This is a genomic window from Bacillus cereus group sp. BfR-BA-01347, assembly GCF_022663835.1.
GTDB classification, from domain to species: domain Bacteria; phylum Bacillota; class Bacilli; order Bacillales; family Bacillaceae_G; genus Bacillus_A; species Bacillus_A thuringiensis_K.
Genome location: NZ_JAKUGG010000003.1, coordinates 178037 through 202946 on the forward strand (window position 1 = coordinate 178037; position 24910 = coordinate 202946).

Here is a 24910-nt window from a genome sequence, read left to right on the forward strand (position 1 = left end):
ATTCATGAGAGTATAGCAAGTGTTTACCTGGCGTAATCAGGTGGACGGTATATAGAGTGTTGGTAGCACTTTATATACAGGCTGTGCTCTTTTGTTTTGTCTCGAATTTTTTTCGGTATTCAAGACTGGCTAGTTGCGGGGCTGGGAAAACAGAGATGTTGTTTTACGGAATTAACGAAGCGCTTCAAAAAGGGGAAAGAGTTTGTATCGCAACGCCGAGAACGGATGTTGTTCTAGAATTAGCACCGAGATTGCAAGAAGTATTTCCATATATAAAGGTAGCGGCTTTATATGGAGGGAGTGTGGATAAAGAAAAAGATGCAGTACTAGTGGTTGCGACTACGCATCAGTTATTACGTTATTATAGGGCATTTCATGTCATGGTTGTAGATGAAATAGATGCTTTTCCATATTGTGTAGATCAAATGTTACAGTACGCGGTAAAAAAAGCGATGAAAGAAAGAGCGGCGCGTATTTATTTAACTGCGACTCCAGATGAAACGTGGAAGCGAAAACTTAGAAAAGGTAAACAAAAAGGTGTTATTGTTTCTGGACGATATCACCGTCATCCCTTGCCAGTTCCTTTATTTTGTTGGTGCGGGAATTGGAAAAAAAACCTCATTCATAAAAGAATTCCTCGAGTTTTACTACAGTGGTTACAAACATACTTAAATAAAAAATTCCCTATTTTTTTATTTGTCCCCCATGTGCGATATATAGAAGAAATAAGCTTGTTGTTAAAACCATTAAACAATCGAATTGAAGGTGTACATGCAGAAGATCCGGGGAGAAAAGAAAAAATAGCGGCTTTCAGAAAGGGAGAAATCCCATTATTAGTTACAACGACAATTTTAGAGCGAGGCGTAACGGTGAAAAATTTGCAAGTCGCAGTTTTAGGGGCGGAAGAAGAAATATTCTCAGAAAGTGCACTCGTACAAATTGCGGGTCGAGCAGGGCGGAGCTCTGAAGCGCCGTATGGAGAGGTTATTTATTTTCACTATGGTAAGACAGAAGCGATGGTGCGCGCGAAAAAACATATTCAAGGTATGAATAAAAATGCGGAAGAACAAGGATTGATTGATTAATGCATTGTTTACTTTGTGATGAGTGTTTTGTAGAAAAGGTTAGTTGGTACAATTTTTTTGTAAAGTGTCATAGAAAATATATATGTGATAGATGTGAACAGAAACTTTCCTATATTATAGGAGAAATTTGCAAGGAGTGCGGGAAACCTTTAGAGGATTTGCCTTCCGAATATAAAGAAAATGATATTTGTATGGATTGCGTAAGATGGATAAATGAGGAGAAGTATCGTCCTTTTAAAAATCGTTCTTTGCATGTGTACGATGATGAGATGAAAGAAATAGTAGCACAGTTTAAGTTTCGAGGAGATGCGGAGTTAGTTCGTATTTTTCATCAATCCTTTCGAGAGCTATTTCAAAAGTATTTTACGAACGTTTCAACCGTTATAGCTGTTCCGCTTAGTAAGGAAAGGGAAGTTGAACGTGGTTTTAATCAAGCTGAGTTATTAGCAACTTGTTTGCCTGTCAAAATTTCTTATCCATCATTAAGAAGAAGGGAAACAGAAAAGCAAAGTAAGAAGACACGTAAAGAAAGGGTGTCAGGAAGCAATCCTTTTTATTTTCAGGGAGAAGAGATGTTTTCTGGACAACATATTTTACTCGTTGATGACGTGTATACGACAGGAATTACAGTTAGGCAAATCGGAAGTTTGTTATATGAGAGAGGGGCAAGGGAAGTATCTAGTTTGACACTTTGTAGAAGTTAATATGGCAGTGTCGAAAGGGATAATAAAAAGGCGATAAGTCTTCTTTGACTTCATATGTTGTCATTCGTTATAGTCAAAATATGGGGCGAATGCCCTGATTTTTAGAGTGAAGGGAATGGAATGAACATGCAAGGAAGAGTGAAATGGTTCAATGCAGAAAAGGGATTTGGGTTTATTGAGCGTGAAGATGGTGACGATGTATTTGTCCATTTTTCTGCTATTCAACAAGATGGGTTTAAGTCATTAGAAGAAGGGCAACAAGTAGAGTTTGACATTGTAGATGGAGCACGTGGACCACAAGCAGCTAATGTTGTGAAACTGTAGGGGATATTGTTTTTGGAAGAGAAAGCTGCGTTTGTGGCAACGTTATATATATGTAGTAGAACCTCTTGTTTTTCGCAAGGGGTTTTTGTTATAGGGTAAGTTGTCAAAAAGTTGTTTCTTTTCTGTAACGAATTGTCCACAGAAATATTCGTTATTCACGATGTTAATAGGATAAAATAAAGATAGAAACGATGCATCTTTTCATTTCAACAAAAAACGATAAAAAAATCGCAATTCCACTAATTTTTTTAAAAAAGTTAGAAGGAGTTTTTAAGCCAATGTCGAAATTATAGTACATAGGCTTGAAAGGAGGAATTCATCTATGAAATTCAACATTCGTGGTGAAAATATTGAAGTAACTCCAGCATTAAAGGAATATGTAGAGAAAAAACTAAGTAAGTTAGAGCGTTATTTTGATACATTCCCAGAGATTAAAGTTAATTTAAAAGTATACTCTGACAAGCAACGTGTCGAGGTAACAATCCCATTTACTGATTTATTACTTCGTGCAGAAGAAACTAATAGCGATATGTACGCTGCTATCGATTTAGTAGTTGATAAAATTGAGCGACAAATTCGTAAACATAAAACAAAAGTAAATCGTAAGTTACGTGAGAAAGGTTCTATAAAAACGAACTTTATCCTTCCAGAAGCAGTAGCTGTTTTGGATGAGGTAGAAGAAGATGAATTAGAACTTGTACGTACAAAACGATTCGATTTAAAACCGATGGACGTTGAAGAGGCAATCCTACAAATGGATATGCTAGGACATAATTTCTTCGTCTTCACAAATGCTGATACAAACGAAACTAATGTTGTATATGGCCGTAAAGATGGGAAATACGGTTTAATCGAAACTAAATAATAATTCGAAAGCGCAGCCGAAATGGCTGCGCTTTTTTTGCTGAAAATAGATTTTTAAAAAACTTTTCTTAATTTAGAACGAGACATTCGGCCGATTGTTGTCATAGTTATAAGACAAGTGTTACAATTATCATTAGGTATATACATTTTAGTTTTTTTAATTAGGAGAAAAATTGGCATAACATACATTTGATTGTTATAACGACTGATTGTAATAGAGAAAAAGAAAACAATCGGAAGTTTTATTTTAATAAAAAGAGGAGCGTATTTCCTATGATCGGTATTTTAAAAAAGGTGTTTGATGTAAACCAACGCCAAATTAAACGTATGCAGAAAACAGTTGAGCAAATTGATGCATTAGAGTCATCTATTAAGCCACTAACTGATGAACAATTAAAAGGAAAGACGCTTGAATTTAAAGAACGTCTAACAAAAGGTGAAACAGTAGATGATCTACTACCTGAAGCTTTCGCGGTTGTTCGCGAAGCGGCAACTCGTGTTCTTGGAATGCGTCCATATGGCGTACAGTTAATGGGTGGTATTGCCTTACATGAAGGGAATATTTCTGAGATGAAAACGGGTGAAGGTAAAACGTTAACGTCTACATTACCTGTATATTTAAATGCTTTAACAGGAAAAGGTGTTCACGTTGTTACAGTCAATGAATACTTAGCACAACGTGATGCGAATGAAATGGGACAACTTCATGAGTTCCTAGGCTTAACAGTAGGAATTAACTTAAATAGTATGTCACGCGAAGAGAAACAAGAGGCTTATGCTGCTGATATTACGTATAGCACAAATAATGAGCTTGGATTCGATTACTTACGTGATAACATGGTTTTATATAAAGAGCAGTGCGTTCAACGTCCACTTCACTTTGCTATTATCGATGAAGTCGATTCTATTTTAGTCGATGAAGCACGTACGCCGCTTATTATTTCAGGACAAGCTCAAAAATCAACAGAGCTATACATGTTTGCAAATGCATTTGTTCGTACGTTAGAAAATGAAAAAGATTATTCCTTTGATGTGAAAACGAAAAATGTAATGTTAACAGAAGATGGTATTACGAAAGCAGAGAAAGCTTTCCATATTGAAAACTTATTCGATTTAAAACATGTAGCACTTCTTCACCATATTAATCAGGGGCTTCGTGCACACGTTGTTATGCACCGTGATACAGATTATGTTGTACAAGAAGGTGAAATCGTAATTGTAGACCAATTTACTGGTCGTCTTATGAAAGGTCGTCGTTATAGCGAAGGATTACACCAAGCGATTGAAGCAAAAGAAGGTGTAGAAATTCAAAATGAAAGCATGACGCTTGCAACAATTACATTCCAGAACTACTTCCGTATGTATGAAAAATTATCTGGTATGACTGGTACAGCGAAAACAGAGGAAGAGGAATTCCGTAACATTTACAATATGAACGTTATTGTAATTCCGACAAACAAACCGATTATTCGTGATGATCGTGCCGATTTAATCTTTAAATCAATGGAAGGTAAATTCAATGCTGTTGTTGAGGATATTGTAAATCGTCATAAACAAGGGCAACCTGTTCTTGTAGGTACAGTTGCAATTGAAACTTCAGAGCTTATTTCAAAAATGTTAACGCGTAAAGGTGTACGTCATAACATCTTAAATGCGAAAAACCATGCACGTGAAGCTGATATTATTGCGGAAGCAGGTATGAAAGGTGCTGTAACGATTGCAACGAATATGGCTGGTCGTGGTACAGATATTAAGCTTGGAGATGATGTAAAAATCTTCGGTCTAGCAGTTATCGGTACAGAACGACATGAAAGCCGTCGTATTGATAATCAGTTACGTGGTCGTGCCGGTCGTCAAGGAGACCCTGGTGTGACGCAGTTCTACTTATCAATGGAAGATGAATTAATGCGCCGATTTGGTTCAGATAATATGAAAGCAATGATGGACCGCCTTGGTATGGATGATTCACAGCCGATTGAAAGTAAAATGGTTTCTCGTGCGGTAGAATCTGCACAAAAACGTGTTGAAGGAAATAACTATGATGCACGTAAGCAGTTATTACAATACGATGATGTACTTCGTCAGCAACGTGAAGTTATTTATAAGCAACGTCAAGAGGTTATGGAATCGGAAAACTTACGTGGCATTATTGAAGGTATGATGAAATCTACAGTAGAACGTGCTGTTGCCCTTCATACACAAGAGGAAATTGAAGAAGATTGGAACATTAAAGGTCTTGTTGACTACTTAAATACAAACCTTCTTCAAGACGGAGATGTAAAAGAAGAAGAATTACGTCGCCTTGCTCCTGAGGAAATGAGCGAACCGATTATGGCGAAATTAATAGAGCGTTACAATGACAAAGAAAAGCTTATGCCAGAAGAGCAAATGCGTGAGTTTGAGAAAGTTGTTGTATTCCGCGTTGTAGATACGAAATGGACAGAGCATATTGATGCGATGGATCACCTTCGTGAAGGTATTCATTTACGTGCTTACGGTCAAATCGATCCACTTCGTGAGTACCAAATGGAAGGGTTCGCGATGTTCGAGTCAATGGTTGCTTCTATTGAAGAGGAAATTTCTCGTTACATTATGAAAGCTGAAATTGAACAAAACTTAGAACGTCAAGAAGTTGTTCAAGGTGAAGCTGTTCATCCTTCTAGCGATGGCGAAGAAGCAAAGAAAAAGCCAGTTGTAAAAGGTGACCAAGTGGGCCGCAACGATTTATGTAAATGTGGTAGCGGTAAAAAATATAAAAACTGCTGTGGTATCGTTCAGTAATATAGGACGGTAGCTTTGGCTGTTTTGCAAACTTTTATATCAAAAATGTATAATTAAGAAGGATTAAACTCTCTCCGTAATAAGTGGAGAGAGTTTCCCTTGTTTTCATACGAAAGTAACAGCAATTACATAGAGGTGAAGGAAATGGAATTAGTAGAAATTAGACAGGAATTAGAGAAAATGGCTAAGCGATTAGCGGCTTTTAGGGGGTCTCTTTGACCTCCCTACTAAGGAGAAACAAATTGCAGAATTAGAAGAGAAAATGATGGGCGCAGGATTTTGGGATGACCAACAAGGCGCACAAGCTGTAATTAATGAAGCGAATGCGTTAAAAGATATGGTTGGAAAGTTCCGTCAGTTAGATGAGACGTTCGAAAATTTAGAAATCACGCATGAGCTTTTAAAAGAAGAGTATGATGAAGATTTACATGAGGAATTAGAATCAGAAGTAAAAGGCTTAATTCAAGAAATGAATGAGTATGAGCTTCAGTTACTATTAAGTGATCCTTATGATAAAAATAATGCGATTTTAGAATTACATCCAGGTGCAGGTGGAACTGAGTCACAAGACTGGGGTTCTATGTTATTACGTATGTACACACGCTGGGCTGAAAAACGCGGATTCAAAGTAGAAACGGTTGATTATTTACCAGGTGATGAAGCTGGTATTAAGAGTGTAACTTTATTAATTAAAGGTCATAACGCTTACGGTTACTTAAAAGCAGAGAAAGGTGTACATCGTCTTGTACGTATTTCACCATTCGATTCTTCAGGGCGCCGTCATACATCGTTCGTATCTTGTGAAGTTGTACCAGAGTTCAATGATGAAGTTGAAATCGAAGTACGTACAGAAGACTTAAAAATTGATACGTACCGAGCAAGTGGAGCTGGTGGGCAGCACGTAAATACGACAGATTCAGCAGTTCGTATTACACATACACCGACAAATACGGTTGTAACATGTCAGTCGGAGCGTTCTCAAATTAAAAACCGTGAGCATGCGATGAAAATGTTAAAAGCGAAATTATATCAAAAGAAACTAGAAGAGCAACAAGCAGAATTAGATGAAATTCGCGGAGAGCAAAAAGAAATCGGGTGGGGTAGCCAAATCCGTTCTTACGTATTCCACCCGTATTCTCTTGTAAAAGACCATCGTACAAATACGGAGGTTGGTAACGTACAAGCTGTTATGGATGGGGAGATTGATCCATTTATTGATGCTTACTTACGTTCTCGCATCTAATAAGCGAAAAAAAGCCAACGAAATTGTTGGCGCATGCTGAGGACAATAGAGGATATAAAGAATTTGATTCTATTTTTATAGATGAAGTAAAGAGGAAGAGAAGTTGGAAACGACAACTTCTCTTTTTGATGGGATTATATGTAGATTACAATGCTGTATATTGTTTTGTAAAAAGTAGAGAATAGTAAAATAGAGAGATAATAGGGTAAAGATTTATATAGAACTTTTCTAATTTTCCTTTTAAAAAGGATACTTTATAGAAGTTTTTTAAGTTGTTCACAGAATTGAAACAACTTATGAAAGCTTTATTTTATCAAGGTTCTCATTGTATTTTTGAGGAATATGAAATACACCTTAGTTTTTCTATATAAAGATAATGCTTATAATGAAAATGAGTGTGTTAGGAATAAAAAGAATATCAACAATGGGGAGCGATAGAAGTGAAAAAGAAATTGTTGGCTATTGCGCTAGGGACATCGGTTGTTTTTGCTTTAGGAGCATGCGGAAATAAAGAAGAGAGTAAGTCTTCGAAACAGTCTGCAAGCACAGACAGCGCAGAACAAATTTTCCAAAGAAGTTGTGCGGGATGTCACGCAACAGATTTATCAGGGGCAACTGGACCTGATTTAAGAAAAGTAGGCGGTAAGTACGACGCTGCAGATATCGAAGAGATTATTAAAAAAGGCCGTGGTTCAATGTCACCAGGACTTATTCAAGGTGAAGATGCCAAAAAAGTATCTGAATGGTTAGCTGAACATAAATAAAAAGGTGAAATGGGCGAGTTGATAATATAGTCAGCTCGTTTTCCTTTTTTCTGGTATGTAACATAACTGTAACAAAAATGTATCCAAATTGGAAACCGTTTGATGTTACAATGGTGTTTGTAGAATTTTGCTGAAATATATTACATAGAGTGGTATTGCTTATGAGAAAGCATAAGTAAACTACCTTCAACAAGGATGACTAAATGAAAATGAAGGATGTCTTTTATTTTCAGATGTACAGAAAAGTATTTCGAAAAAAATCATTAAGTATTGGGTGATAAATAATGATAAAAATGACGAATGTTTATAAGGAGTACCCGAATGGTATGAAAGCCATTGCTGGTCTTACAGTTAACATTAAACAAGGTGAATTCGTATACGTAGTTGGACCGAGTGGAGCCGGGAAATCTACATTTATTAAAATGATGTATCGTGAAGAGAAACCATCTACAGGATCTATTAATGTAAATGGACTTACTATCGAAACATTGGCAGAAAGAGACGTTCCGTATTTCCGTCGCCAATTAGGCGTAATTTTCCAAGATTTCAAATTGCTACCTAAATTAACGGTATATGAGAATGTTTCGTTTGCTTTAGAAGTAATTGAAGAAGAACCAGATGCAATTCGTGAGCGTGTAACAGAAGTGTTAGGTCTTGTAGGCCTTGAAGATCGTGCAGACGCACTTCCAAGTGAGCTTTCGGGCGGGGAGCAACAACGTGTGGCTATTGCAAGAGCAATTGTAAATAGACCAAAGGTTGTAATTGCCGATGAGCCAACAGGTAACTTAGATATTGAAACAGCTCTTGATATTATGAATATTTTTACTCGCATTAATGAGCGCGGCACAACGATCGTTATGGCGACGCATAATGCAGATATCGTAAATACAATCCGTCATCGTGTAATCGCGATTGAAGGCGGAAAAATTGTTCGAGATGAGATTGAGGGAGGATACGGATATGAAGGCTAAGACCCTTAGTCGACATTTGCGAGAAGGTGTAAAGAATCTATCACGTAACGGATGGATGACATTTGCTTCTGTTAGTGCAGTAACAGTTACATTATTACTTGTAGGTGTCTTTTTAACAGCGATTATGAATATGAACCATTTTGCGACTAAAGTAGAGCAAGATGTAGAGATTCGTGTACACATTGATCCAGCTGCAAAAGAAGCGGATCAAAAGAAATTAGAAGAAGATATGAGTAAGATTGCAAAAGTAGATTCTATTAAATATTCTTCTAAAGAAGAAGAGTTAAAACGTTTAATTAAAAGCTTAGGTGATAGTGGAAAAACGTTTGAGTTATTTGAACAAGATAACCCACTTAAAAACGTATTCGTTGTAAAAGCAAAAGAACCAACCGATACAGCGACAATCGCGAAGAAGGTTGAAAAAATGCAGTTTGTTAGTAATGTTCAGTACGGAAAAGGGCAAGTTGAACGATTATTTGATACTGTAAAAACTGGTCGTAACATTGGGATTGCGTTAATTGCTGGTCTTTTATTCACAGCGATGTTCTTAATCTCTAATACAATTAAAATTACAATTTATGCTCGTAGTACAGAAATTGAAATTATGAAACTTGTTGGTGCAACAAACTGGTTTATTCGTTGGCCATTCTTGCTAGAGGGATTATTCTTAGGAGTATTAGGATCAATTATTCCAATTGGCCTAATTCTAATTACGTATAATTCGTTGCAAGGTGTGTTTAATGAAAAACTTGGCGGAACAATTTTCGAGCTTCTACCATACAGTCCGTTCGTATTCCAATTAGCTGGTTTACTAGTGTTAATCGGTGCTTTAATCGGTATGTGGGGAAGTGTAATGTCAATTCGTCGCTTCTTAAAAGTATAAAAAGTTGCAAACATAATTCGTACAAGCTTATCATATAGTAGAAATAGGTAAAGGCATCACACACTGTGTGATGCCTTTTGCTACACCACCTGTGTGTTTTGGAAAGGGGAATTCCGCATTGAAACGTAGAGTTGCAATTATTGGAATGGTTGTTGCATTTTTAATTGGTGCTGGCGGAATGTTTGCAGGCATGTCTGTATTTGGGGTTAACCCATCAGAAGTAACGCAAACAATTTCGAGTGGGAATGCTAGCACTGCGCAAGGGAATTTGGCAAAAATTAATGAGGCGTATGCACTAATTGATTCACGTTATGTGGAAGACGTGAAAGATGAAAAGTTAGTTGAAGGTGCAATACAAGGTATGTTGTCTACGCTGAAGGACCCTTATTCCACGTATATGGATAAAGAAACAGCCAAACAGTTTAGTGAATCGCTTGATCCCGAATTAGAGGGGATTGGGGCTGAGGTGAACAAGACGGACGGTAAGCTTATTATCGTATCGCCAATTAAAGGTTCACCAGCAGAAAAGATAGGAATTAAACCGAATGACCAAATTTTATCTGTAGATGGAAACAGTGTGAAAGACTTATCACGTGAAGAAGCAGTATTAAAAATTCGTGGTAAAAAGGGAACGACTGTCGCAATTGAAATTAAACGTGCGGGAGTAACTGATCCGATCGTATTTAAAATTAAGCGTGAAAAGATTCCAATCTTTACAGTATTTAGTTCTGTGAAGCAAGAGAGTGGAAAAGATATCGGTTATATGCAAATCACTTCTTTTGCTGAAAATACAGCGAAAGAATTTAAGGATCAGTTAAAAGAGTTAGAGAAGAAAAATATAAAAGGCTTAGTTATTGACGTGCGTGGTAATCCTGGTGGTTATTTAAATAGTGTAGAAGATATACTAGGAGAAATTATGACGAATAAAAAGCCGATGCTACAAGTAGAGCAGCGAAATGGTGAGAAGAAGAAATTCTCTACAGAACTGAAAGAGAGAAAACCATATCCAATTTCAGTATTAATTGATAATGGAAGTGCTTCTGCTTCAGAGATTTTAGCGGGTGCGCTAAAAGAAGGAGAAGGATACGATTTAATTGGTGAAAAGACATTTGGTAAAGGTACTGTCCAGCAAGCTGTTCCATTTAAAGACGGCAGCAACATTAAATTAACGATGTTTAAATGGTTAACACCGGATGGGAACTGGATTCATAAAAAAGGAATCGCGCCAACAGTAGAAGTGAAGCAACCAAATTATTATCATGCGACACCAATTCAAATTGAAAAAACACTTTCATACAATTCAAATGATGTACAAGTAAAACATGCTCAAGAAATGCTTAAGAGCTTAGGGTATGTACCAGGTCGTGAAGATGGATACTTTAGTAAAGAGACAGAATCGGCTCTGAAAGCATTCCAAAATGCAAATGAGATGGAAGCGACAGGACAGCTTGATAAAAAGACAGCTGAAGCGATTCAAACTAAAATTATCGAAAAAATCCGTTCTGGAGAAAATGATCTACAATTACAGTCAGCATTAAAATTAATGGCAAAATAAGAAGAAATACAGGCAGTTTGCTGCCTGTATTTTTTTGTGTTAAACAAACGTTTGTTTAGTTATGATAATATAAAAAGAAAGAATGATATAAATGGTGGTGAATGAGTTCATGGAGGCGTGGATTTTTGAAATAATGCGGGCAGTTGGACGTTTTTTCTTACACCCTGCTGTCTATATATTTGTAATAAGTAGTATCTTCGTTGGATACTTACGTATGTTAAGAGAACGAAAAGATTTTTCTTTTAAAGTTTATGATATTTGGTTTGAACTGCGAACCTCTCTATTTGCAGGGATTGGATATGGATTAGTAGTGTCTATTGTTACGATTGGGCTTGGACTTGTTGTTTCTAAAGCAAGCTTATGGGCCATTTTAATTTGGACGTTACTATTTGGATTAACGGCTATGTATCGATATTTATCGGCAGCTTATACATTTAGCATTGCGATTGTATGTGTTCTATTATCTTCTAAGCTACCAGTTTCCTTTTTACAGCTTCGAGAAGGTGAAGAGAGTACCATTGTATCCCTTGTTATTTTACTAGGCGTGATGCTTATTGTAGAAGGCTTATTGATTTCTAAAAACGCAGTAGGATATTCGACGCCGAAGATTAGGAAGGGGAAGCGTGGATTAAAGATTGGTTTACACGAATCAAAGCGTTTATGGATCGTTCCTATTTTTATTCTTGTACCGGGTGATGCGGTAACGCAGTTTATTTCATGGTGGCCTATCGTTTCAATAGGGTCAAATACATATTCTCTATTCCTCGTTCCATTTTTAATTGGATTTATGAGAAAGATTAAAAGTTATGAGCCGACGGAAGCTTTATTATTTACAGGAAGACGTGTTTATGGGTTAGCGGGACTTGTGCTCGTTTTAGGAATCGCAAGCTACTGGTGGCACGTACTTGCAATTATCGCGATGGGAGTCGCTATGCTTGGGCGTTTCACAATTTCGATGCAAGAAAAAATTGCCGATGAAACAAGACCAGCATATTTTGCTGCACGCAATGATGGGCTCGTTGTATTAGATACAATTCCAAATACAATTGGAGCAGAGCTGAAATTACTTCCTGGAGAAATTATTACGAAAGTAAATGGAGTCATTCCAAAAAGCGCTGAGGAATTTTATGATGCGCTTCAAACGAAGACGACAGGGGCGTTTTGTAAATTAGAAGTATTAGATACAAATGGTGAGCTTCGTCTTGCACAAACTGCATTATATGCTGGTGGACATCATGAATTAGGTATTGTATTCGTTGAGCAGGAGCACGAGTGGGATTCAGAAGCGATGTAATAGAAGGAATGGTATCACCTTGTGGTGGTACCTTTTTTTTGTTTTTTGGGGGGAGGATAGTTAGTAAATGAAATTTATATCGGCGATTATCCGAATATATCAGTGCAACTTGAAATATATCGGCGATTTTGCAAATATATCAGCGCAACTCGAAATATATCGGCGATTATTCGAATATATTGACTTTCCGGCAAAAAAAGACAACTGTCGGAAAGCTTATTTTCAGTTTCATAGACGGATAACTTGAATAATTATTTGATAATGGTTATCATTTAGTGAGTCTTTTTAATTTTGGAAAATGGAGGTAAGATATGCTGCGTAAATTTTTCTCGTACTATAAACCATATAAAGGTTTATTTATACTCGACTTTTCTTGTGCGGTTGTCGCAGGATTATTAGAACTTGGCTTCCCGCTTATCGTAAATCAATTTATTGATAAGTTATTGCCAGGGCAAAACTGGACGCTTATTTTATGGGCCTGTTTCGGTTTACTCGCAGTTTATATGTTAAATGCAGGCTTACAATATGTCGTTACATATTGGGGACATATGCTTGGTGTTAACATTGAAACAGATATGAGGCAGAAATTATTTGATCATATTCAAAAGCTATCATTTAGATTTTTTGACAATAATAAAACAGGTCATTTAATTTCACGCCTTACAAACGATTTAATGGAAATTGGGGAAATTGCTCACCATGGACCAGAAGATTTATTTATCGCCGTAATGACTTTAGTTGGGGCATTCTCATTTATGATGATGATCAACTGGAAGTTAGCGTTATTAACGTTCTTCGTCATTCCATTCCTATTATGGTTAGCACTTTACTTCAATAAAAAAATGACAGGTACATTTAGACGTTTATTCTCAGACGTTGCTGATTTTAATGCATGCATTGAGAACAATGTTGGGGGAATTCGTGTTGTACAAGCATTCGGAAATGAAAAGTTTGAGAAAGAGCAATTTGCTGTGAACAACGCTCGTTTCCGTACAACGAAATTAATGGCGTATAAAATTATGGCGTTAAATTCATCGATTAGTTATATGCTCATGCGTCTCGTAACGCTCTTCGTTTTAATATGCGGTACATGGTTTGTTTTGCAAGGACAATTAACGTACGGCGGATTTATCGGATTCGTTCTATTAACGAATATTTTCTTCCGTCCAATTGAAAAAATTAACGCGGTAATCGAAAGCTATCCGAAAGGGATTGCTGGTTTTAAAAGATATGTAGAGCTTCTTGAAACAGAGCCTGACATTGTAGACTCTAAAGATGCAATGGAAGTTAAACATGTACATGGTGATATTCAATATAACAACATTACGTTCGGATATGAAAACAAAGAACCGATTTTAAATGACATTAGTTTGAAAATACATGCAGGTGAAACAGTGGCGTTCGTTGGACCATCAGGAGCTGGGAAAACGACGTTATGTAGCCTATTACCACGTTTTTATGAGCAATCATCTGGATCGATTCAAATTGATGGTATTGATACGAAAGATATGACGTTATCTTCACTTCGTAAGCAAATTGGAATTGTGCAGCAAGACGTGTTCTTATTCTCAGGAACAATTCGTGAAAATATCGCTTACGGAAATTTAAAAGCATCAGAAGCTGAAATTTGGCAGGCAGTAAAACGTGCGCAGTTAGAAGATTTAATTTACTCACAGCCGGACGGTTTAGATACTGTTATCGGTGAGCGCGGCGTGAAACTTTCAGGTGGACAGAAGCAGCGTCTAGCTATTGCTCGTATGTTCTTGAAAAACCCTCCAATTTTAATATTGGATGAAGCAACTTCTGCATTAGATACTGAGACAGAACTTGCAATTCAAAAATCGCTTGCGGAGCTATCTGTTGGTCGTACAACATTAGTTATCGCTCACAGACTTGCAACGATTAAAAATGCAGATCGCATCGTCGTTGTAAATAAAGATGGTATTGCAGAACAAGGTTCACATAATGAATTAATTGAGCAAGGCGGAGGATATAGTAGGTTATACGAAGCTCAGTTTAGTTCGTAAATATAATTTGTACTGAATTAGTGCACCATAAGTAGGTAAAAATCTCATATGGGAGGCTATAAAGTATGATTGTAACAACAACGTCTACAATTCAAGGAAAAGAAATTATTGAGTATATCGATATCGTCAATGGAGAAGCGATTATGGGCGCGAATATTGTTCGTGACCTTTTCGCCTCTGTTCGTGACGTTGTCGGCGGTCGTGCGGGCGCTTATGAAAGTAAATTAAAAGAAGCACGCGACATCGCAATGGAAGAAATGAAAACTTTCGCAAGACAAAAAAATGCGAATGCAATTGTTGGTATAGACGTGGATTACGAAGTAGTTCGCGAAGGAATGCTAATGGTTGCTGTGAGCGGGACTGCTGTCCGTATATAAAAGTAAAAAGCTGTGCTGATGCACGGCTTTTTACTTTATATGTCGAAGTTTCAATATTTCTTGGGAAATGCGGAAGGTCCCGTCGATATATAGGGAAGACATTAGAGTGCTTCTTTACATTTTTGAATTTGAGTTAATAATTTTGCATATTCTTGTTCGAGAGATGTGATGTCATCGTGATGATTTGGAATGGAAATCCGGCCGATGACTTCTGTTAATTTTGTTTGTAATCGTAACAATTCTTGTTCAGTAACATTTACAGAATCTCCGCTGGTTCTTTTTGTGTATTGCTCGTAATTACCGTGGAAGATTCTTGGTTCACGCTCATCTACTTGGAGAATATGGTCTGCAACAGAGCGAATAAAGGCACGGTCATGGCTAATAAAAAGTATAGTGCCAGGATACTCCTGTAACATGGTTTCTAATTCTTCTTGCGTTGCTAAGTCTAAATGGTTTGTCGGTTCATCGAGCAGAAGCATATTATAGTTTCCTAAAAATACTTTTGCGAGTGCAACCTTCATTCGTTCACCCCCGCTTAGAATATGCACAGGTTTATGAACATCCTCACGGCGGAATAGAAGCCGCGCAAGTATTGTGCGAACGAATGCTTCCGTATAGTTTGTTTCTTCTAGAACATTTTCTAAAATTGTTTTATCTGTTTTTAAAATAGATAATGTTTGTTCAAAGTATCCAATTTTACAACTTTTCGATAACTGCATGCCACGCTCGTTTGTGAGAAGCATGTTGAACAAAGTGGTTTTGCCGCTTCCATTTGCCCCTAAAACGGCAAGCTTTGCACCAGGGGCAATAGTTCCATTCATATTTTTAAATAGTGTGCGGTCGCCTATTTTCTTTGTTGCTTTATTGAATTGTACTGCCACCTTACTATGAATGGGTGTATGGTATTGTACGTCAAATTGAGCTTGAGAAAGATCCTTTGGTTTTTCCTTCTTTTCTAGTTTTTCGAGACGTGTCTCTAATGCTTTCGCTGCTTTGCTAACTTGTTCTTGGCCATGAGCCCCACTTAACCTATAAAGTCTAGATTCAGATGAACTGAACCGTGTTGGGATTTTTGTCATGTTAGAAGCACGTTGTTTTCTTTGTAGAATGGATTGTTCTAAACGATTTTTTTCTTGTATATATTGCTCATATTCTGCTTGTTTTTGTATTCGTTCACGTTCTTTTTGTTTTCGATAGTTTGAATAATTCCCTTTGTACTCTTGAATAATACCGTCTTCAATTTCAATAATTTTGGTACATATATTATCTAGAAATTCACGATCATGCGATATTAAAACAAGTGCCCCTTTATAAGATGAAAGTGCCTTTTCTAATTGCTCTGTACCGACCATATCTAAGTGGCTTGTTGGTTCATCAGCGAATAAAATGCCTGCATTTTGTTCGAGAGCATGAGCAATCTTTAGCCGCATTCGTTCACCGCCGCTTATTGCGTCGGTAACGTTTGAAATACTCCATTTTCCTTTTGCGAGAGAAGAAGCGGTTTCCGGTAGTTCTTCGCTAAGCTGAGGAATGATGGCGATAGAACTATGATGAGTTACTATGCCTCTGTCAGCTTCTATTTCTTTACTTAATATTTGTAATAACGTAGATTTACCAGCTCCGTTGACTCCGACAATTCCTATGCGATCCTGTGCTTGAATTTCCAGTGATGGTAATGTAAATAGTGTGCGATCACCAAAGCTCTTTTCAATATTACTTGCGAATAAAATAGTCATAAAAAAACCTCCCTAGTTTCACTAGAGAGGATAAACGTCGCCCTTGTATGTAAAAAATCGTACATAAATAAACGATTTTTTACATGATCGTTTCGAAAGAAAGTATCGACAAATGGACAGACTAATCCCCTGCTAGTTTTCATCATTTTTGTTCACTATTTGTGATGGATGAAATAAATAAGAGAATTAGAACTTCATTGGTCAAAGTACCTTCCTTTCATAATATTACTTTTATTGTATGCGCATACAAAAGGGTTTGTCAAACTTATTTCTGTTCGCTATTTTTGAATTCATTATTATACAATTGTGCTTTTGCCAGCGCCTCAGCATCGTTTTTAATTTTATTTAGTCCATTCGCATCCCCAATAATATAACCTTCAAATGAAGAACCAACAAAATCAAAGATATATTGGAATTGAGCAATAAGCGGTAATGCTTTTAGCTTTGGATTGTCCCCGCCAACGATGACAACATACATTTTTTTGCCTTTCATTTTTTCTTTGAAATGAAGAGATGTATCGCGCAAGCTTTGTGACCAGCGATCAACAAAGTTTTTCATATGTCCACTCATTCCGTACCAATATAATGGTGTAGCAAAGATAATTGTGTCGTGCTCTAGCATGCGTTTCGTTAACTGCTCATAGTCATCATTTACAGGTTGGAATCCTTCTGCATCATGACGTTGGTCTGTAATAGGATAGACGGTATGATCACGCAAGTAAATTTGTTCTGTTTCAATGCCCTCTATCATCATATGTGTTAAAGCTTCTGTATTTCCGTTTTGTCTTGAACTGCCATGTATAACAAACATGTAATCATCCCTTTTCTTTTGCTTGTTTTAGGAGTGAAACGTGTTTTTGCAAATTTGTTTGGATGTTGGAAAGCAATGAGATTTGCTTTGTTACTTCATTAAGTTTATCTTCATAAAGCGTAAGAATGCTGCTGCACGGATTGTCGTATAGGTGCGGTTCAATTGAAAGGCAACGCAGCATCCTTGCCGTCTCTTCTAAATTTAAGCCAATTTGTAAGTACATTTGAATAAGCTCCACTTTTTCGATGGCACTTTCATTAAAATCACGGTAGCAATTTGCGAGGCGCTTAGAAGGGAGTAGTCCCTTTTCTTCGTAATGTCTTATTGATCTTTCGCTAACGCCAGTTTCTTTTGATAATTCTCCAATTCGCAATGTGTTTCACTCCTTTTACATGTATTGTAAACCTTCACACTAATGTGAAGGTCAACTCTGTTTTTTCGCAAAAGAACCTACATGATTTAAGAACACTTGAATGGCTTTAGATGGAATGAAATATTTGCCGCGTACGATGGAGAATGGACGGATGAGTTGTTCATTTGGAACTTCGACGTGGAATAGTTCTTTTGCTAGTAGCTCTTTCCGTACAGTCCAATCAGAAAGTATAGCGATGCCAAGCCCGGCACTAACAGCTTCCTTTACGCTTTGGATACTACTGAATGTAAAGAATCGTTTCATTTTTAAATGGTGTTGATGAATAAAGCGATCACTATAAGCGCGTGTACCAGAACCACTTTCTCTTAATACCCATACTTGATCTTGGAGTGTGCTTTCATTTATTTCATTTGTGCAGAGCAATGGATGATTTGGCGGGACGACGAGCTTCATTTCATCTTGCATAAATGTTTCAACGTCAACGTCAGCGTATACGACTTGCCCTTCCACTAAGCCGATATCAATTTGATTAGAACGAAGGCTCTGCAAAACGTCTTCTGTATTTGAGATGAAAGTATGAACTTCGACGTGTGGGTTTTCATTCGCATAGTTAGCCAATATTTTTGGAAGTAAGTATTCACCAATTGTAAAACTAGCACCAATGCGAAGTGTTCCTGTTACAACGTTATGTAGTTCGTTAATTTCTTGTTTAGCATCTTCGTAAAGAGAGAGCATTTGCTTTGCATGTATATATAATATGTTTCCTGCTTCCGTAACTTGGACGTGTTTCGGGGAGCGTTGAATAAGCGTAGTGCCAAATTCGTTTTCTAAGTTGCGTATATGCATACTTACGCCAGGCTGTGAAAGGTTTAATAATTCTGCTGCACGGGAGAAGTGTTTCTGTTCAACGACAGTAACAAAAATTTTTAAAATGTCTACGTTCATATAATCTGCTCCTTTCTTTTTCTATCATCTTATCATAAGTATTTCTGATGATAGAGATTTGGTATTGATATTAAACTTATTATAGAAACTCTCTTATAATGTAAGTAGAAAGAACATGCATGTTCCAATACGATTATTGGGGTGGTACAAGGTGGAACAAACACTTGTTATACAAAAGAAGAAGGGCTTTGGATTTTCGCAAGGAATTGGGATTACATTATTAATCGCAATTGCCGCGAAGTATTTAGCAGAGCTTCCATTTTTAAATATTATGGGACAATTAGTAATTGCTATTCTAATTGGGATGATTTGGCGCGCTGCAATTGGAGTTCCTCACGATGCGATTGCAGGAACGAACTTTGCGAGTAAGAAGTTGCTGCGCTTTGGAATCATCTTACTTGGAATGCGATTAAATCTTGTTGATATTGCGAAGGCGGGACCGAAAGTATTGGTCATCGCGGCGGTTGTTATTACATTTACTATTTTTGTTGTATACGGATTAACGAAAGTATTTAAAGTAGAAAAGAAACTTGGAATTTTAACTGCATGCGGTACGGCAATTTGCGGCGCAGCCGCGGTCGTGGCAATTGCACCGCAAGTGAAAGCAAAAGATGACGAAACGGCAGTTGGAGCAGCAATCATCGCAATTTTAGGTACTATATTTACGCTTATTTATACGTTATTATATCCAGTGCTTGGTTTATCTCCGTACGGTTACGGTGTATTCTCAGGTGCGACGCTTCACGAAATCGCTCATGTCATCGCAGCTGCGGCGCCAGGAGGAAGCACGGCTGTAGATATCGCAGTTATCGTGAAGCTAACGCGCGTTGCAATGCTTGTGCCAGTAGCGATTTTAATCGGATTATGGTTTGGTAAGAGTGAAGGTAGCGAGGAAAAAAGATCATGGCGCGAACTTCCAATTCCGTGGTTCATCTTCGGGTTTTTAGCAATGAGTGCAGTGCATTCGCTTGGGATTATTCCAGAAGTTGTTGCGGGATACATTGTTGTCATTGCTTATATGCTAATCGCAATGGCGATGGCGGGGCTCGGTTTAAATGTAGAGTTTAAAACGTTCCGTAAGTTAGGAAGTAAAGCATTCGTGGCAGGGCTGATTGGCTCGATTTGCTTATCGGTTCTTGGATACGTTCTTGTATATGCGTTAGGATTTATGTAGTAGAGGAGAAAGCTGTTCCTGAAGGTATTTGGGGACAGCTTTTTCTTATGATTATAGTAGCGCTACGGATGTCGATATTTGTCGGTAAGTCGATATATTTGAAAAATCGCCGATATAAATGGAGTTGCGCTGATATATTTGGGAAATCGCCGATATAATTTAAGTTGCGCTGATATATTTGGGAAATCGCTGATATAAATTGAATTACTCTTGTACTTCGTTAGAGTAGATGTTCAGTGAAATATTTTTCTGAAATTTGTAAAGATATCTTTACTTAAAATTGGAAAATATTTATAATTCAAGTAAAGATATCTTTACTTTTGAAGGTGGATTCTATGGGTGTGAAAAATAAAATAAAAGAATTAAGAAAGCAAAATCATATAACACAAGTTGAAATGGCAAAGGCGATGCAGGTGACGCGGCAGACGATCGTGGCGATTGAAAATCATCATTACAACCCGAGTCTAGAGCTATCCTTAAAAATCGCCAAATATTTTGGAGTGAAGGTGGAGGAAATCTTTACGCTGGAGTAAGGAGAAAGAAAATAACTGACAAGCTTGAGAGATTTCAATTAAATTAAACGTTTAAATATATAAGGATTGGTTTTGGTTTATTAATTAGTTTAATTAGTACGGCATCAACGAGCGTGTTGGCAACAAGGAATAATAGATAGAAAAAGGGGAACTGGGATGGGATTACCGGTGTTATGTGTCGCTACAGCTATATTTGCGCTTCTTTGGGGAATGCAAAACTTTTCTCGTAATCCAGTGCCGAGTATGTGTATTATGATTGGTACTGTAGGTTTATCGTATTATTTATTATTATTAGCCCATTATCATAAAACGGCAACGAGTGTTGTTGTTGGAGCACTTATTTTATTTTGTGGGCGCGCTGTACAAAAAGGATTATTTCCGTAAAAGCTGTTTATACGAAGAGTATAAACAGCTTTTTGTATTTTTTTACAAAAGGCTTGAAAGTGACGTAACGTCATCTTTTATAATGAAGGGGAAGAGGTGATGGTAGTGATTTCAATACAACAATTGACGAAAGAAACAGGGGTAACAGTACGTACATTACGTTATTATGATCAAATAGATTTATTAAAGCCGAGCGGGAAAACAGAAGGCGGGCATCGGTTATATAGTGAAAATGACGTTATTCGTTTGCAACAAATTTTATTTTTAAAGGAAATGGGATTTTCATTAAAAGAGTCTGCGAATATGTTAGTAAAAGGTGAGCTTAATTTAAAGGATTTGCTTGAAAAACAACTTCGATTTGTACAGGAAGAACAAAAGAAGTTTAATCGAATGGAGCGTGTTTTACAAGCTGTTGTTTATTCGGTAGATGTAGAGGGAGAACTTGATTGGAAAGTTATGTTTGAACTGATTCAGCTTTCAAAACAGTCTTCTCGTATACGTGAAATATTTCAAAATGAAGTGTTTTCAAAGGAAGAACAAAAATTGCTTCATAATTTGCCAAATATGAGTGAACAAGATCCGAATGTTTTAGAGTGGGTAGATGTATTAAAGCAATTACGCACTTTTATGAAATACGGCAAAGAAGTCGCGAGTGATGAGGTACAAAGGGCAACGAAGAGATTAATGCAGAAGTGTTTAGAAATGGCCAATGGTGATGAAGCATTTTTAGATAAGTTATGGGAAGTTAGAAAATCGAAGGAAGATTCACAGAAAATGAGCATGTATCCAATTGAAGAAGAATTTTTATTATATATGGATGAAGCTTTTCGTATATATGATGAAAAGGAGAAGGGTAAATGAGTATACTCGCAGAATATCGTTGGTATTTTTTAATTGGGGCAGAGATTGTATTTTGGTTATCGGCTATCGGTTTCTTTTTACTCCGTTACGGATTCCGTTTGAAGAAGGCAAGCTTTATTATGGGGATTGTACTACTCGTAAATGAAGTGTTCATTTTATCCTTAGGAGTAGTGGACTATTATCAAACAGGAAAGTTCTCTAACTTTCAGATCATTACTGTAATTATTTTATTGTATGCAGTTTTCTACGGGAAAAAGGATTTGAAGAAGCTTGATATATTTGCGCAAAAGCTAGTTGCGAAATGGCGGAATGAACCAGCGCCAATTATGGAAGAGCACGTAGAATTAACAGGTATGGCTTATGCGAAGCAGGAAATAAAAAATTGGGTATTACATCTTGTTTTATTCGTTGGTGTGCACATATTCTTTTACTTCGCGTATGGATTTATTCCATTTGAAAAATGGGGTAATTGGTTAGAATCGGGAATCGTTTTAAATAAAGCTGCAAGTCGCGTCAGCCAAGTGTGGGCGATTGTATTTTTAATTGATACAGCAATTTCATTTTCATATGTTATTTTTCCGAAGAAGGAGAAAGGAAAAGAAAAGCTACTTTCATAGTTGAAAGTAGCTTTTGGGTATACAAATAATTTTTATAGGAGAGGATAAAAATAGGAAAAAGAACCATTTATATATATCTATTTCTCTTTAGTTTAGTAGCATGTTCACCATCTAACACTACAATTAACAAGAAGAATGATGTCATTGTAAAGGGAACCAGGATTTCCAATCTAGATAAATTCGAGCAGTTCGTTTGGAATGTGGAACAAGGGAAAGTTGATGAAATAAGAATTGTACAGTATACCGAAGAAGATGACCCGGTTTTTCAAACATTAGAGCATAGTGGGAAAGATATACATTATGTGTTAGATAGTAGACAAGACAAATTTGCTGGTGAGGATAAGAGGTTATATAAAGATAGCTGTAAAAGGATTGTTAAAGAGCAGTGTGAATCGCAAACGGCTTATAGGTTAATAGACTGTGTGAATGAAAATGGGCGCAATGGATATGACTTAGTATATGTACCTAAAAAATAGAATTAGTAGAGGAAGGAAGTATTTACTCCTTCCTTTTTCTACGTGTATATTGTCGAAAATTTTACCGAATATCTGTTCGTTTTTTTAGGTTTTTTATAGGTATTCGTGGTAAAATAATAATACAGATTTTTATGAGGAGGTCGGATTTTCTTGGAACGTCAATTTGAAATTGTCTCAGCGTATTCCCCGCAAGGTGATCAGCCGGTAGCTATAGAGAAGCTTGTAGAGGGAATTAATAGTGGAAAGAAAAAGCAAGTGTTGCTTGGAGCGACAGGAACGGGTAAGACATTTACGATTTCAAATGTCATTAAAGAAGTGCAAAAGCCAACACTTGTTATGGCTCATAATAAAACGTTAGCAGGGCAGTTATATAGTGAGTTGAAAGACTTTTTCCCGAATAATGCAGTTGAATATTTTGTTAGTTACTACGATTATTACCAGCCAGAAGCGTATGTACCACAAACAGATACGTTTATTGAAAAGGATGCGCAGATTAATGATGAAATTGATAAATTGCGTCACTCGGCAACGTCTGCATTATTTGAACGGGACGATGTAATTATCGTTGCGAGTGTTTCGTGTATATATGGCTTAGGTTCTCCAGAAGAATACCGCGAGTTAGTTGTTTCGCTTCGAGTTGGTATGGAAAAAGACCGCAATCAATTGCTTCGTGAACTTGTTGATGTACAGTATGGACGTAATGATATTGATTTCAAGCGTGGTACATTCCGTGTGCGCGGAGATGTAGTTGAAATCTTCCCAGCATCACTTGATGAGCATTGTATTCGAATTGAGTTTTTCGGTGATGAAATCGATCGTATTCGTGAAGTAAATGCGTTAACAGGTGAAGTATTAGCAGAACGTGATCATGTAGCAATCTTCCCAGCATCTCACTTCGTTACACGTGAAGAGAAAATGAAGGTCGCTATTGAAAATATCGAAAAAGAATTAGAAGAGCGTTTAAAGGAATTAAATGATAATGGTAAGTTGTTAGAAGCGCAGCGTATAGAACAGCGTACACGTTATGATTTAGAAATGATGCGTGAGATGGGCTTTTGTTCAGGCATTGAAAACTATTCCCGCCATTTAACGCTTCGACCAGCAGGGGCAACACCGTATACGTTATTAGATTATTTCCCTGAAGATTTCTTAATCGTCATGGATGAGTCGCACGTATCAGTACCGCAAGTAAGAGCGATGTATAACGGTGACCAAGCACGTAAGCAAGTGCTTGTGGATCATGGATTCCGTCTGCCATCGGCTTTAGATAATAGACCGCTTATGTTTGATGAGTTTGAAGAGAAAACAAATCAAGTTATTTATGTTTCAGCAACGCCAGGACCGTACGAGTTAGAGCAGTCGCCAGAAGTAATAGAGCAAATTATTCGTCCAACAGGGCTTTTAGATCCACCAATTGATATACGACCAATTGAAGGTCAAATTGATGATTTATTAGGAGAAATTCAAGATCGTATTGCAAAAAATGAGCGTGTATTAATTACGACTTTAACGAAGAAGATGTCAGAGGATTTAACGGATTACTTAAAAGATGTAGGAATTAAAGTGAACTATCTTCACTCTGAAATTAAAACGTTAGAACGTATTGAAATTATTCGTGATCTTCGCCTTGGTAAGTTTGATGTACTTGTCGGTATTAACTTATTACGAGAAGGATTAGATATTCCAGAAGTATCACTTGTCGCTATTTTAGATGCTGATAAGGAAGGGTTCTTACGTTCAGAGCGTTCATTAATTCAAACAATCGGTCGTGCCGCACGTAATGAAAACGGCCGCGTTATTATGTATGCAGATCGTATAACGAAATCTATGGGAATTGCGATTGAAGAAACGAAGCGTCGTCGTAGTATACAAGAAGCTTACAATGAAGAGCATGGTATTACGCCGAAAACGATTCAAAAAGGCGTTCGTGATGTTATCCGTGCAACGACAGCTGCTGAAGAAACGGAAACGTATGAAGCAACGCCAGCTAAGAAGATGACGAAAAAAGAGCGCGAAAAGACAATTGCGAAGATGGAAGCAGAGATGAAAGAAGCAGCAAAAGCGTTAGACTTCGAGCGTGCAGCTGAACTAAGAGATTTACTATTAGAATTAAAAGCGGAAGGGTGAA

Annotated in this window: 23 protein-coding genes and 1 pseudogene; 20 read left to right on the plus strand and 4 right to left on the minus strand. The window is 37.1% G+C overall.

Annotated elements, in window-relative coordinates:
- Positions 1 to 128: 128 nt before the first annotated feature.
- The 13 genes and pseudogenes from comFA to MR143_RS07035 form a co-directional block, all read left to right on the plus strand.
- Positions 129 to 1085, plus strand: a pseudogene (gene comFA / locus MR143_RS06975) (ATP-dependent helicase ComFA); the annotation flags it as partial.
- The gene (locus tag MR143_RS06980; RefSeq protein WP_242280681.1) at positions 1085 to 1789 is read left to right on the plus strand and encodes a ComF family protein; all 705 of its coding nucleotides are present in this window, start codon (positions 1085 to 1087) and stop codon (positions 1787 to 1789) included. The pseudogene comFA and the gene MR143_RS06980, both read left to right, overlap by 1 nt.
- A 126-nt stretch (positions 1790 to 1915) precedes the next feature.
- Positions 1916 to 2113, plus strand: a complete 198-nt coding sequence (cspC, locus tag MR143_RS06985; RefSeq protein ID WP_003303412.1) for a cold shock protein CspC — start codon at positions 1916 to 1918, stop codon at positions 2111 to 2113.
- Between the two features lie 322 nt (positions 2114 to 2435).
- Positions 2436 to 2978 (plus strand): ribosome hibernation-promoting factor, HPF/YfiA family, encoded by a 543-nt coding sequence (gene hpf / locus MR143_RS06990; RefSeq protein WP_000671185.1) that lies wholly within the window; start codon positions 2436 to 2438, stop codon positions 2976 to 2978.
- A gap of 272 nt (positions 2979 to 3250) precedes the next feature.
- Entirely contained in the window at positions 3251 to 5758 is a 2508-nt protein-coding gene (secA, locus tag MR143_RS06995) for a preprotein translocase subunit SecA (protein WP_000579370.1), read from the plus strand.
- Positions 5759 to 5902: 144 nt separating this feature from the next.
- A protein-coding gene (gene prfB, locus MR143_RS07000; protein ID WP_096001716.1) for a peptide chain release factor 2 occupies positions 5903 to 7001 on the plus strand; the annotation gives its coding sequence in 2 pieces (ribosomal slippage) (positions 5903 to 5974 and positions 5976 to 7001; 1098 coding nt in all).
- Positions 7002 to 7441: 440 nt separating this feature from the next.
- Positions 7442 to 7765, plus strand: a complete 324-nt coding sequence (gene cccB, locus MR143_RS07005) for a cytochrome c551 (RefSeq protein ID WP_000727971.1) — start codon at positions 7442 to 7444, stop codon at positions 7763 to 7765.
- A 284-nt stretch (positions 7766 to 8049) separates the two neighbouring features.
- The gene (ftsE, locus tag MR143_RS07010) at positions 8050 to 8736 is read left to right on the plus strand and encodes a cell division ATP-binding protein FtsE (RefSeq protein WP_000594321.1); all 687 of its coding nucleotides are present in this window, start codon (positions 8050 to 8052) and stop codon (positions 8734 to 8736) included.
- On the plus strand, positions 8726 to 9619 hold the full coding sequence (gene ftsX / locus MR143_RS07015) for a permease-like cell division protein FtsX (protein ID WP_000645027.1): 894 nt from the start codon (positions 8726 to 8728) through the stop codon (positions 9617 to 9619). The genes ftsE and ftsX overlap by 11 nt, the downstream gene beginning before the upstream one ends.
- Positions 9620 to 9737: 118 nt before the next feature.
- Positions 9738 to 11174 carry a S41 family peptidase gene (locus MR143_RS07020; RefSeq protein WP_000830313.1) on the plus strand — a complete coding sequence of 479 codons (1437 nt, stop codon included), beginning with the start codon at positions 9738 to 9740 and terminating at the stop codon, positions 11172 to 11174.
- Positions 11175 to 11283: 109 nt separating this feature from the next.
- Entirely contained in the window at positions 11284 to 12468 is a 1185-nt protein-coding gene (locus MR143_RS07025; RefSeq protein WP_000388611.1) for a PDZ domain-containing protein, read from the plus strand.
- A gap of 311 nt (positions 12469 to 12779) precedes the next feature.
- Entirely contained in the window at positions 12780 to 14495 is a 1716-nt protein-coding gene (locus MR143_RS07030; RefSeq protein ID WP_242280682.1) for an ABC transporter ATP-binding protein, read from the plus strand.
- Between the two features lie 65 nt (positions 14496 to 14560).
- Positions 14561 to 14872 carry a heavy metal-binding domain-containing protein gene (locus MR143_RS07035; RefSeq protein WP_000637523.1) on the plus strand — a complete coding sequence of 104 codons (312 nt, stop codon included), beginning with the start codon at positions 14561 to 14563 and terminating at the stop codon, positions 14870 to 14872.
- Positions 14873 to 14973: 101 nt separating this feature from the next.
- Here MR143_RS07035 and abc-f read toward each other — a convergent pair whose 3' ends face one another.
- The 4 genes from abc-f to MR143_RS07055 all read right to left on the minus strand — a co-directional run bounded on the left by abc-f (position 14974) and on the right by MR143_RS07055 (position 18737).
- Entirely contained in the window at positions 14974 to 16608 is a 1635-nt protein-coding gene (gene abc-f / locus MR143_RS07040) for a ribosomal protection-like ABC-F family protein (RefSeq protein ID WP_000153772.1), read from the minus strand.
- Between the two features lie 265 nt (positions 16609 to 16873).
- Positions 16874 to 17419 (minus strand): flavodoxin family protein, encoded by a 546-nt coding sequence (locus tag MR143_RS07045; protein WP_095021559.1) that lies wholly within the window; start codon positions 17417 to 17419, stop codon positions 16874 to 16876.
- Positions 17420 to 17423: 4 nt separating this feature from the next.
- Positions 17424 to 17792, minus strand: coding sequence for a MerR family transcriptional regulator (locus MR143_RS07050; RefSeq protein WP_001219185.1), 369 nt, complete (start codon positions 17790 to 17792; stop codon positions 17424 to 17426).
- A 51-nt stretch (positions 17793 to 17843) separates the two neighbouring features.
- A complete protein-coding gene (locus MR143_RS07055) occupies positions 17844 to 18737 on the minus strand; it encodes a LysR family transcriptional regulator (RefSeq protein ID WP_001099976.1) in 894 nt (297 codons plus the stop codon).
- 151 nt (positions 18738 to 18888) lie between these two features.
- Here MR143_RS07055 and MR143_RS07060 point away from each other — a divergent pair, with 151 nt between their 5' ends.
- From MR143_RS07060 to uvrB, 7 genes are all read left to right on the plus strand, one after another.
- Entirely contained in the window at positions 18889 to 19911 is a 1023-nt protein-coding gene (locus tag MR143_RS07060; protein WP_000438407.1) for a YeiH family protein, read from the plus strand.
- Positions 19912 to 20246: 335 nt separating this feature from the next.
- Positions 20247 to 20444 carry a helix-turn-helix transcriptional regulator gene (locus MR143_RS07065; protein WP_000538364.1) on the plus strand — a complete coding sequence of 66 codons (198 nt, stop codon included), beginning with the start codon at positions 20247 to 20249 and terminating at the stop codon, positions 20442 to 20444.
- Between the two features lie 156 nt (positions 20445 to 20600).
- Positions 20601 to 20828 (plus strand): hypothetical protein, encoded by a 228-nt coding sequence (locus MR143_RS07070; RefSeq protein ID WP_000524136.1) that lies wholly within the window; start codon positions 20601 to 20603, stop codon positions 20826 to 20828.
- A gap of 99 nt (positions 20829 to 20927) precedes the next feature.
- Complete coding sequence (locus MR143_RS07075) at positions 20928 to 21689, plus strand: MerR family transcriptional regulator (RefSeq protein WP_000260359.1); 762 nt, start codon at positions 20928 to 20930, stop codon at positions 21687 to 21689.
- Positions 21686 to 22306 carry a hypothetical protein gene (locus tag MR143_RS07080; RefSeq protein WP_000025199.1) on the plus strand — a complete coding sequence of 207 codons (621 nt, stop codon included), beginning with the start codon at positions 21686 to 21688 and terminating at the stop codon, positions 22304 to 22306. The genes MR143_RS07075 and MR143_RS07080 overlap by 4 nt, the downstream gene beginning before the upstream one ends.
- A 44-nt stretch (positions 22307 to 22350) precedes the next feature.
- Positions 22351 to 22782 carry a DUF4362 domain-containing protein gene (locus tag MR143_RS07085; protein WP_033690032.1) on the plus strand — a complete coding sequence of 144 codons (432 nt, stop codon included), beginning with the start codon at positions 22351 to 22353 and terminating at the stop codon, positions 22780 to 22782.
- A gap of 150 nt (positions 22783 to 22932) precedes the next feature.
- Positions 22933 to 24909 carry an excinuclease ABC subunit B gene (uvrB, locus tag MR143_RS07090; RefSeq protein ID WP_061884745.1) on the plus strand — a complete coding sequence of 659 codons (1977 nt, stop codon included), beginning with the start codon at positions 22933 to 22935 and terminating at the stop codon, positions 24907 to 24909.
- Position 24910: the final 1 nt, after the last annotated feature.

Excerpts from the sequence above, each read along its gene's own strand:
- MR143_RS07030 (WP_242280682.1), top strand. The coding sequence starts at position 12,780 with ATGCTGCGTAAATTTTTCTCGTACTATAAACCATATAAAGGTTTATTT.
- hpf (WP_000671185.1), top strand. The coding sequence starts at position 2,436 with ATGAAATTCAACATTCGTGGTGAAAATATTGAAGTAACTCCAGCATTA.
- MR143_RS07065 (WP_000538364.1), top strand. The coding sequence starts at position 20,247 with ATGGGTGTGAAAAATAAAATAAAAGAATTAAGAAAGCAAAATCATATA.
- ftsE (WP_000594321.1), top strand. The coding sequence starts at position 8,050 with ATGATAAAAATGACGAATGTTTATAAGGAGTACCCGAATGGTATGAAA.
- abc-f (WP_000153772.1), bottom strand. The coding sequence starts at position 16,608 with ATGACTATTTTATTCGCAAGTAATATTGAAAAGAGCTTTGGTGATCGC.
- MR143_RS07075 (WP_000260359.1), top strand. The coding sequence starts at position 20,928 with ATGGTAGTGATTTCAATACAACAATTGACGAAAGAAACAGGGGTAACA.
- secA (WP_000579370.1), top strand. The coding sequence starts at position 3,251 with ATGATCGGTATTTTAAAAAAGGTGTTTGATGTAAACCAACGCCAAATT.
- cspC (WP_003303412.1), top strand. The coding sequence starts at position 1,916 with ATGCAAGGAAGAGTGAAATGGTTCAATGCAGAAAAGGGATTTGGGTTT.
- MR143_RS07045 (WP_095021559.1), bottom strand. The coding sequence starts at position 17,419 with ATGTTTGTTATACATGGCAGTTCAAGACAAAACGGAAATACAGAAGCT.
- MR143_RS06980 (WP_242280681.1), top strand. The coding sequence starts at position 1,085 with ATGCATTGTTTACTTTGTGATGAGTGTTTTGTAGAAAAGGTTAGTTGG.
- MR143_RS07070 (WP_000524136.1), top strand. The coding sequence starts at position 20,601 with ATGGGATTACCGGTGTTATGTGTCGCTACAGCTATATTTGCGCTTCTT.
- MR143_RS07080 (WP_000025199.1), top strand. The coding sequence starts at position 21,686 with ATGAGTATACTCGCAGAATATCGTTGGTATTTTTTAATTGGGGCAGAG.
- ftsX (WP_000645027.1), top strand. The coding sequence starts at position 8,726 with ATGAAGGCTAAGACCCTTAGTCGACATTTGCGAGAAGGTGTAAAGAAT.
- MR143_RS07035 (WP_000637523.1), top strand. The coding sequence starts at position 14,561 with ATGATTGTAACAACAACGTCTACAATTCAAGGAAAAGAAATTATTGAG.
- MR143_RS07055 (WP_001099976.1), bottom strand. The coding sequence starts at position 18,737 with ATGAACGTAGACATTTTAAAAATTTTTGTTACTGTCGTTGAACAGAAA.
- MR143_RS07025 (WP_000388611.1), top strand. The coding sequence starts at position 11,284 with ATGGAGGCGTGGATTTTTGAAATAATGCGGGCAGTTGGACGTTTTTTC.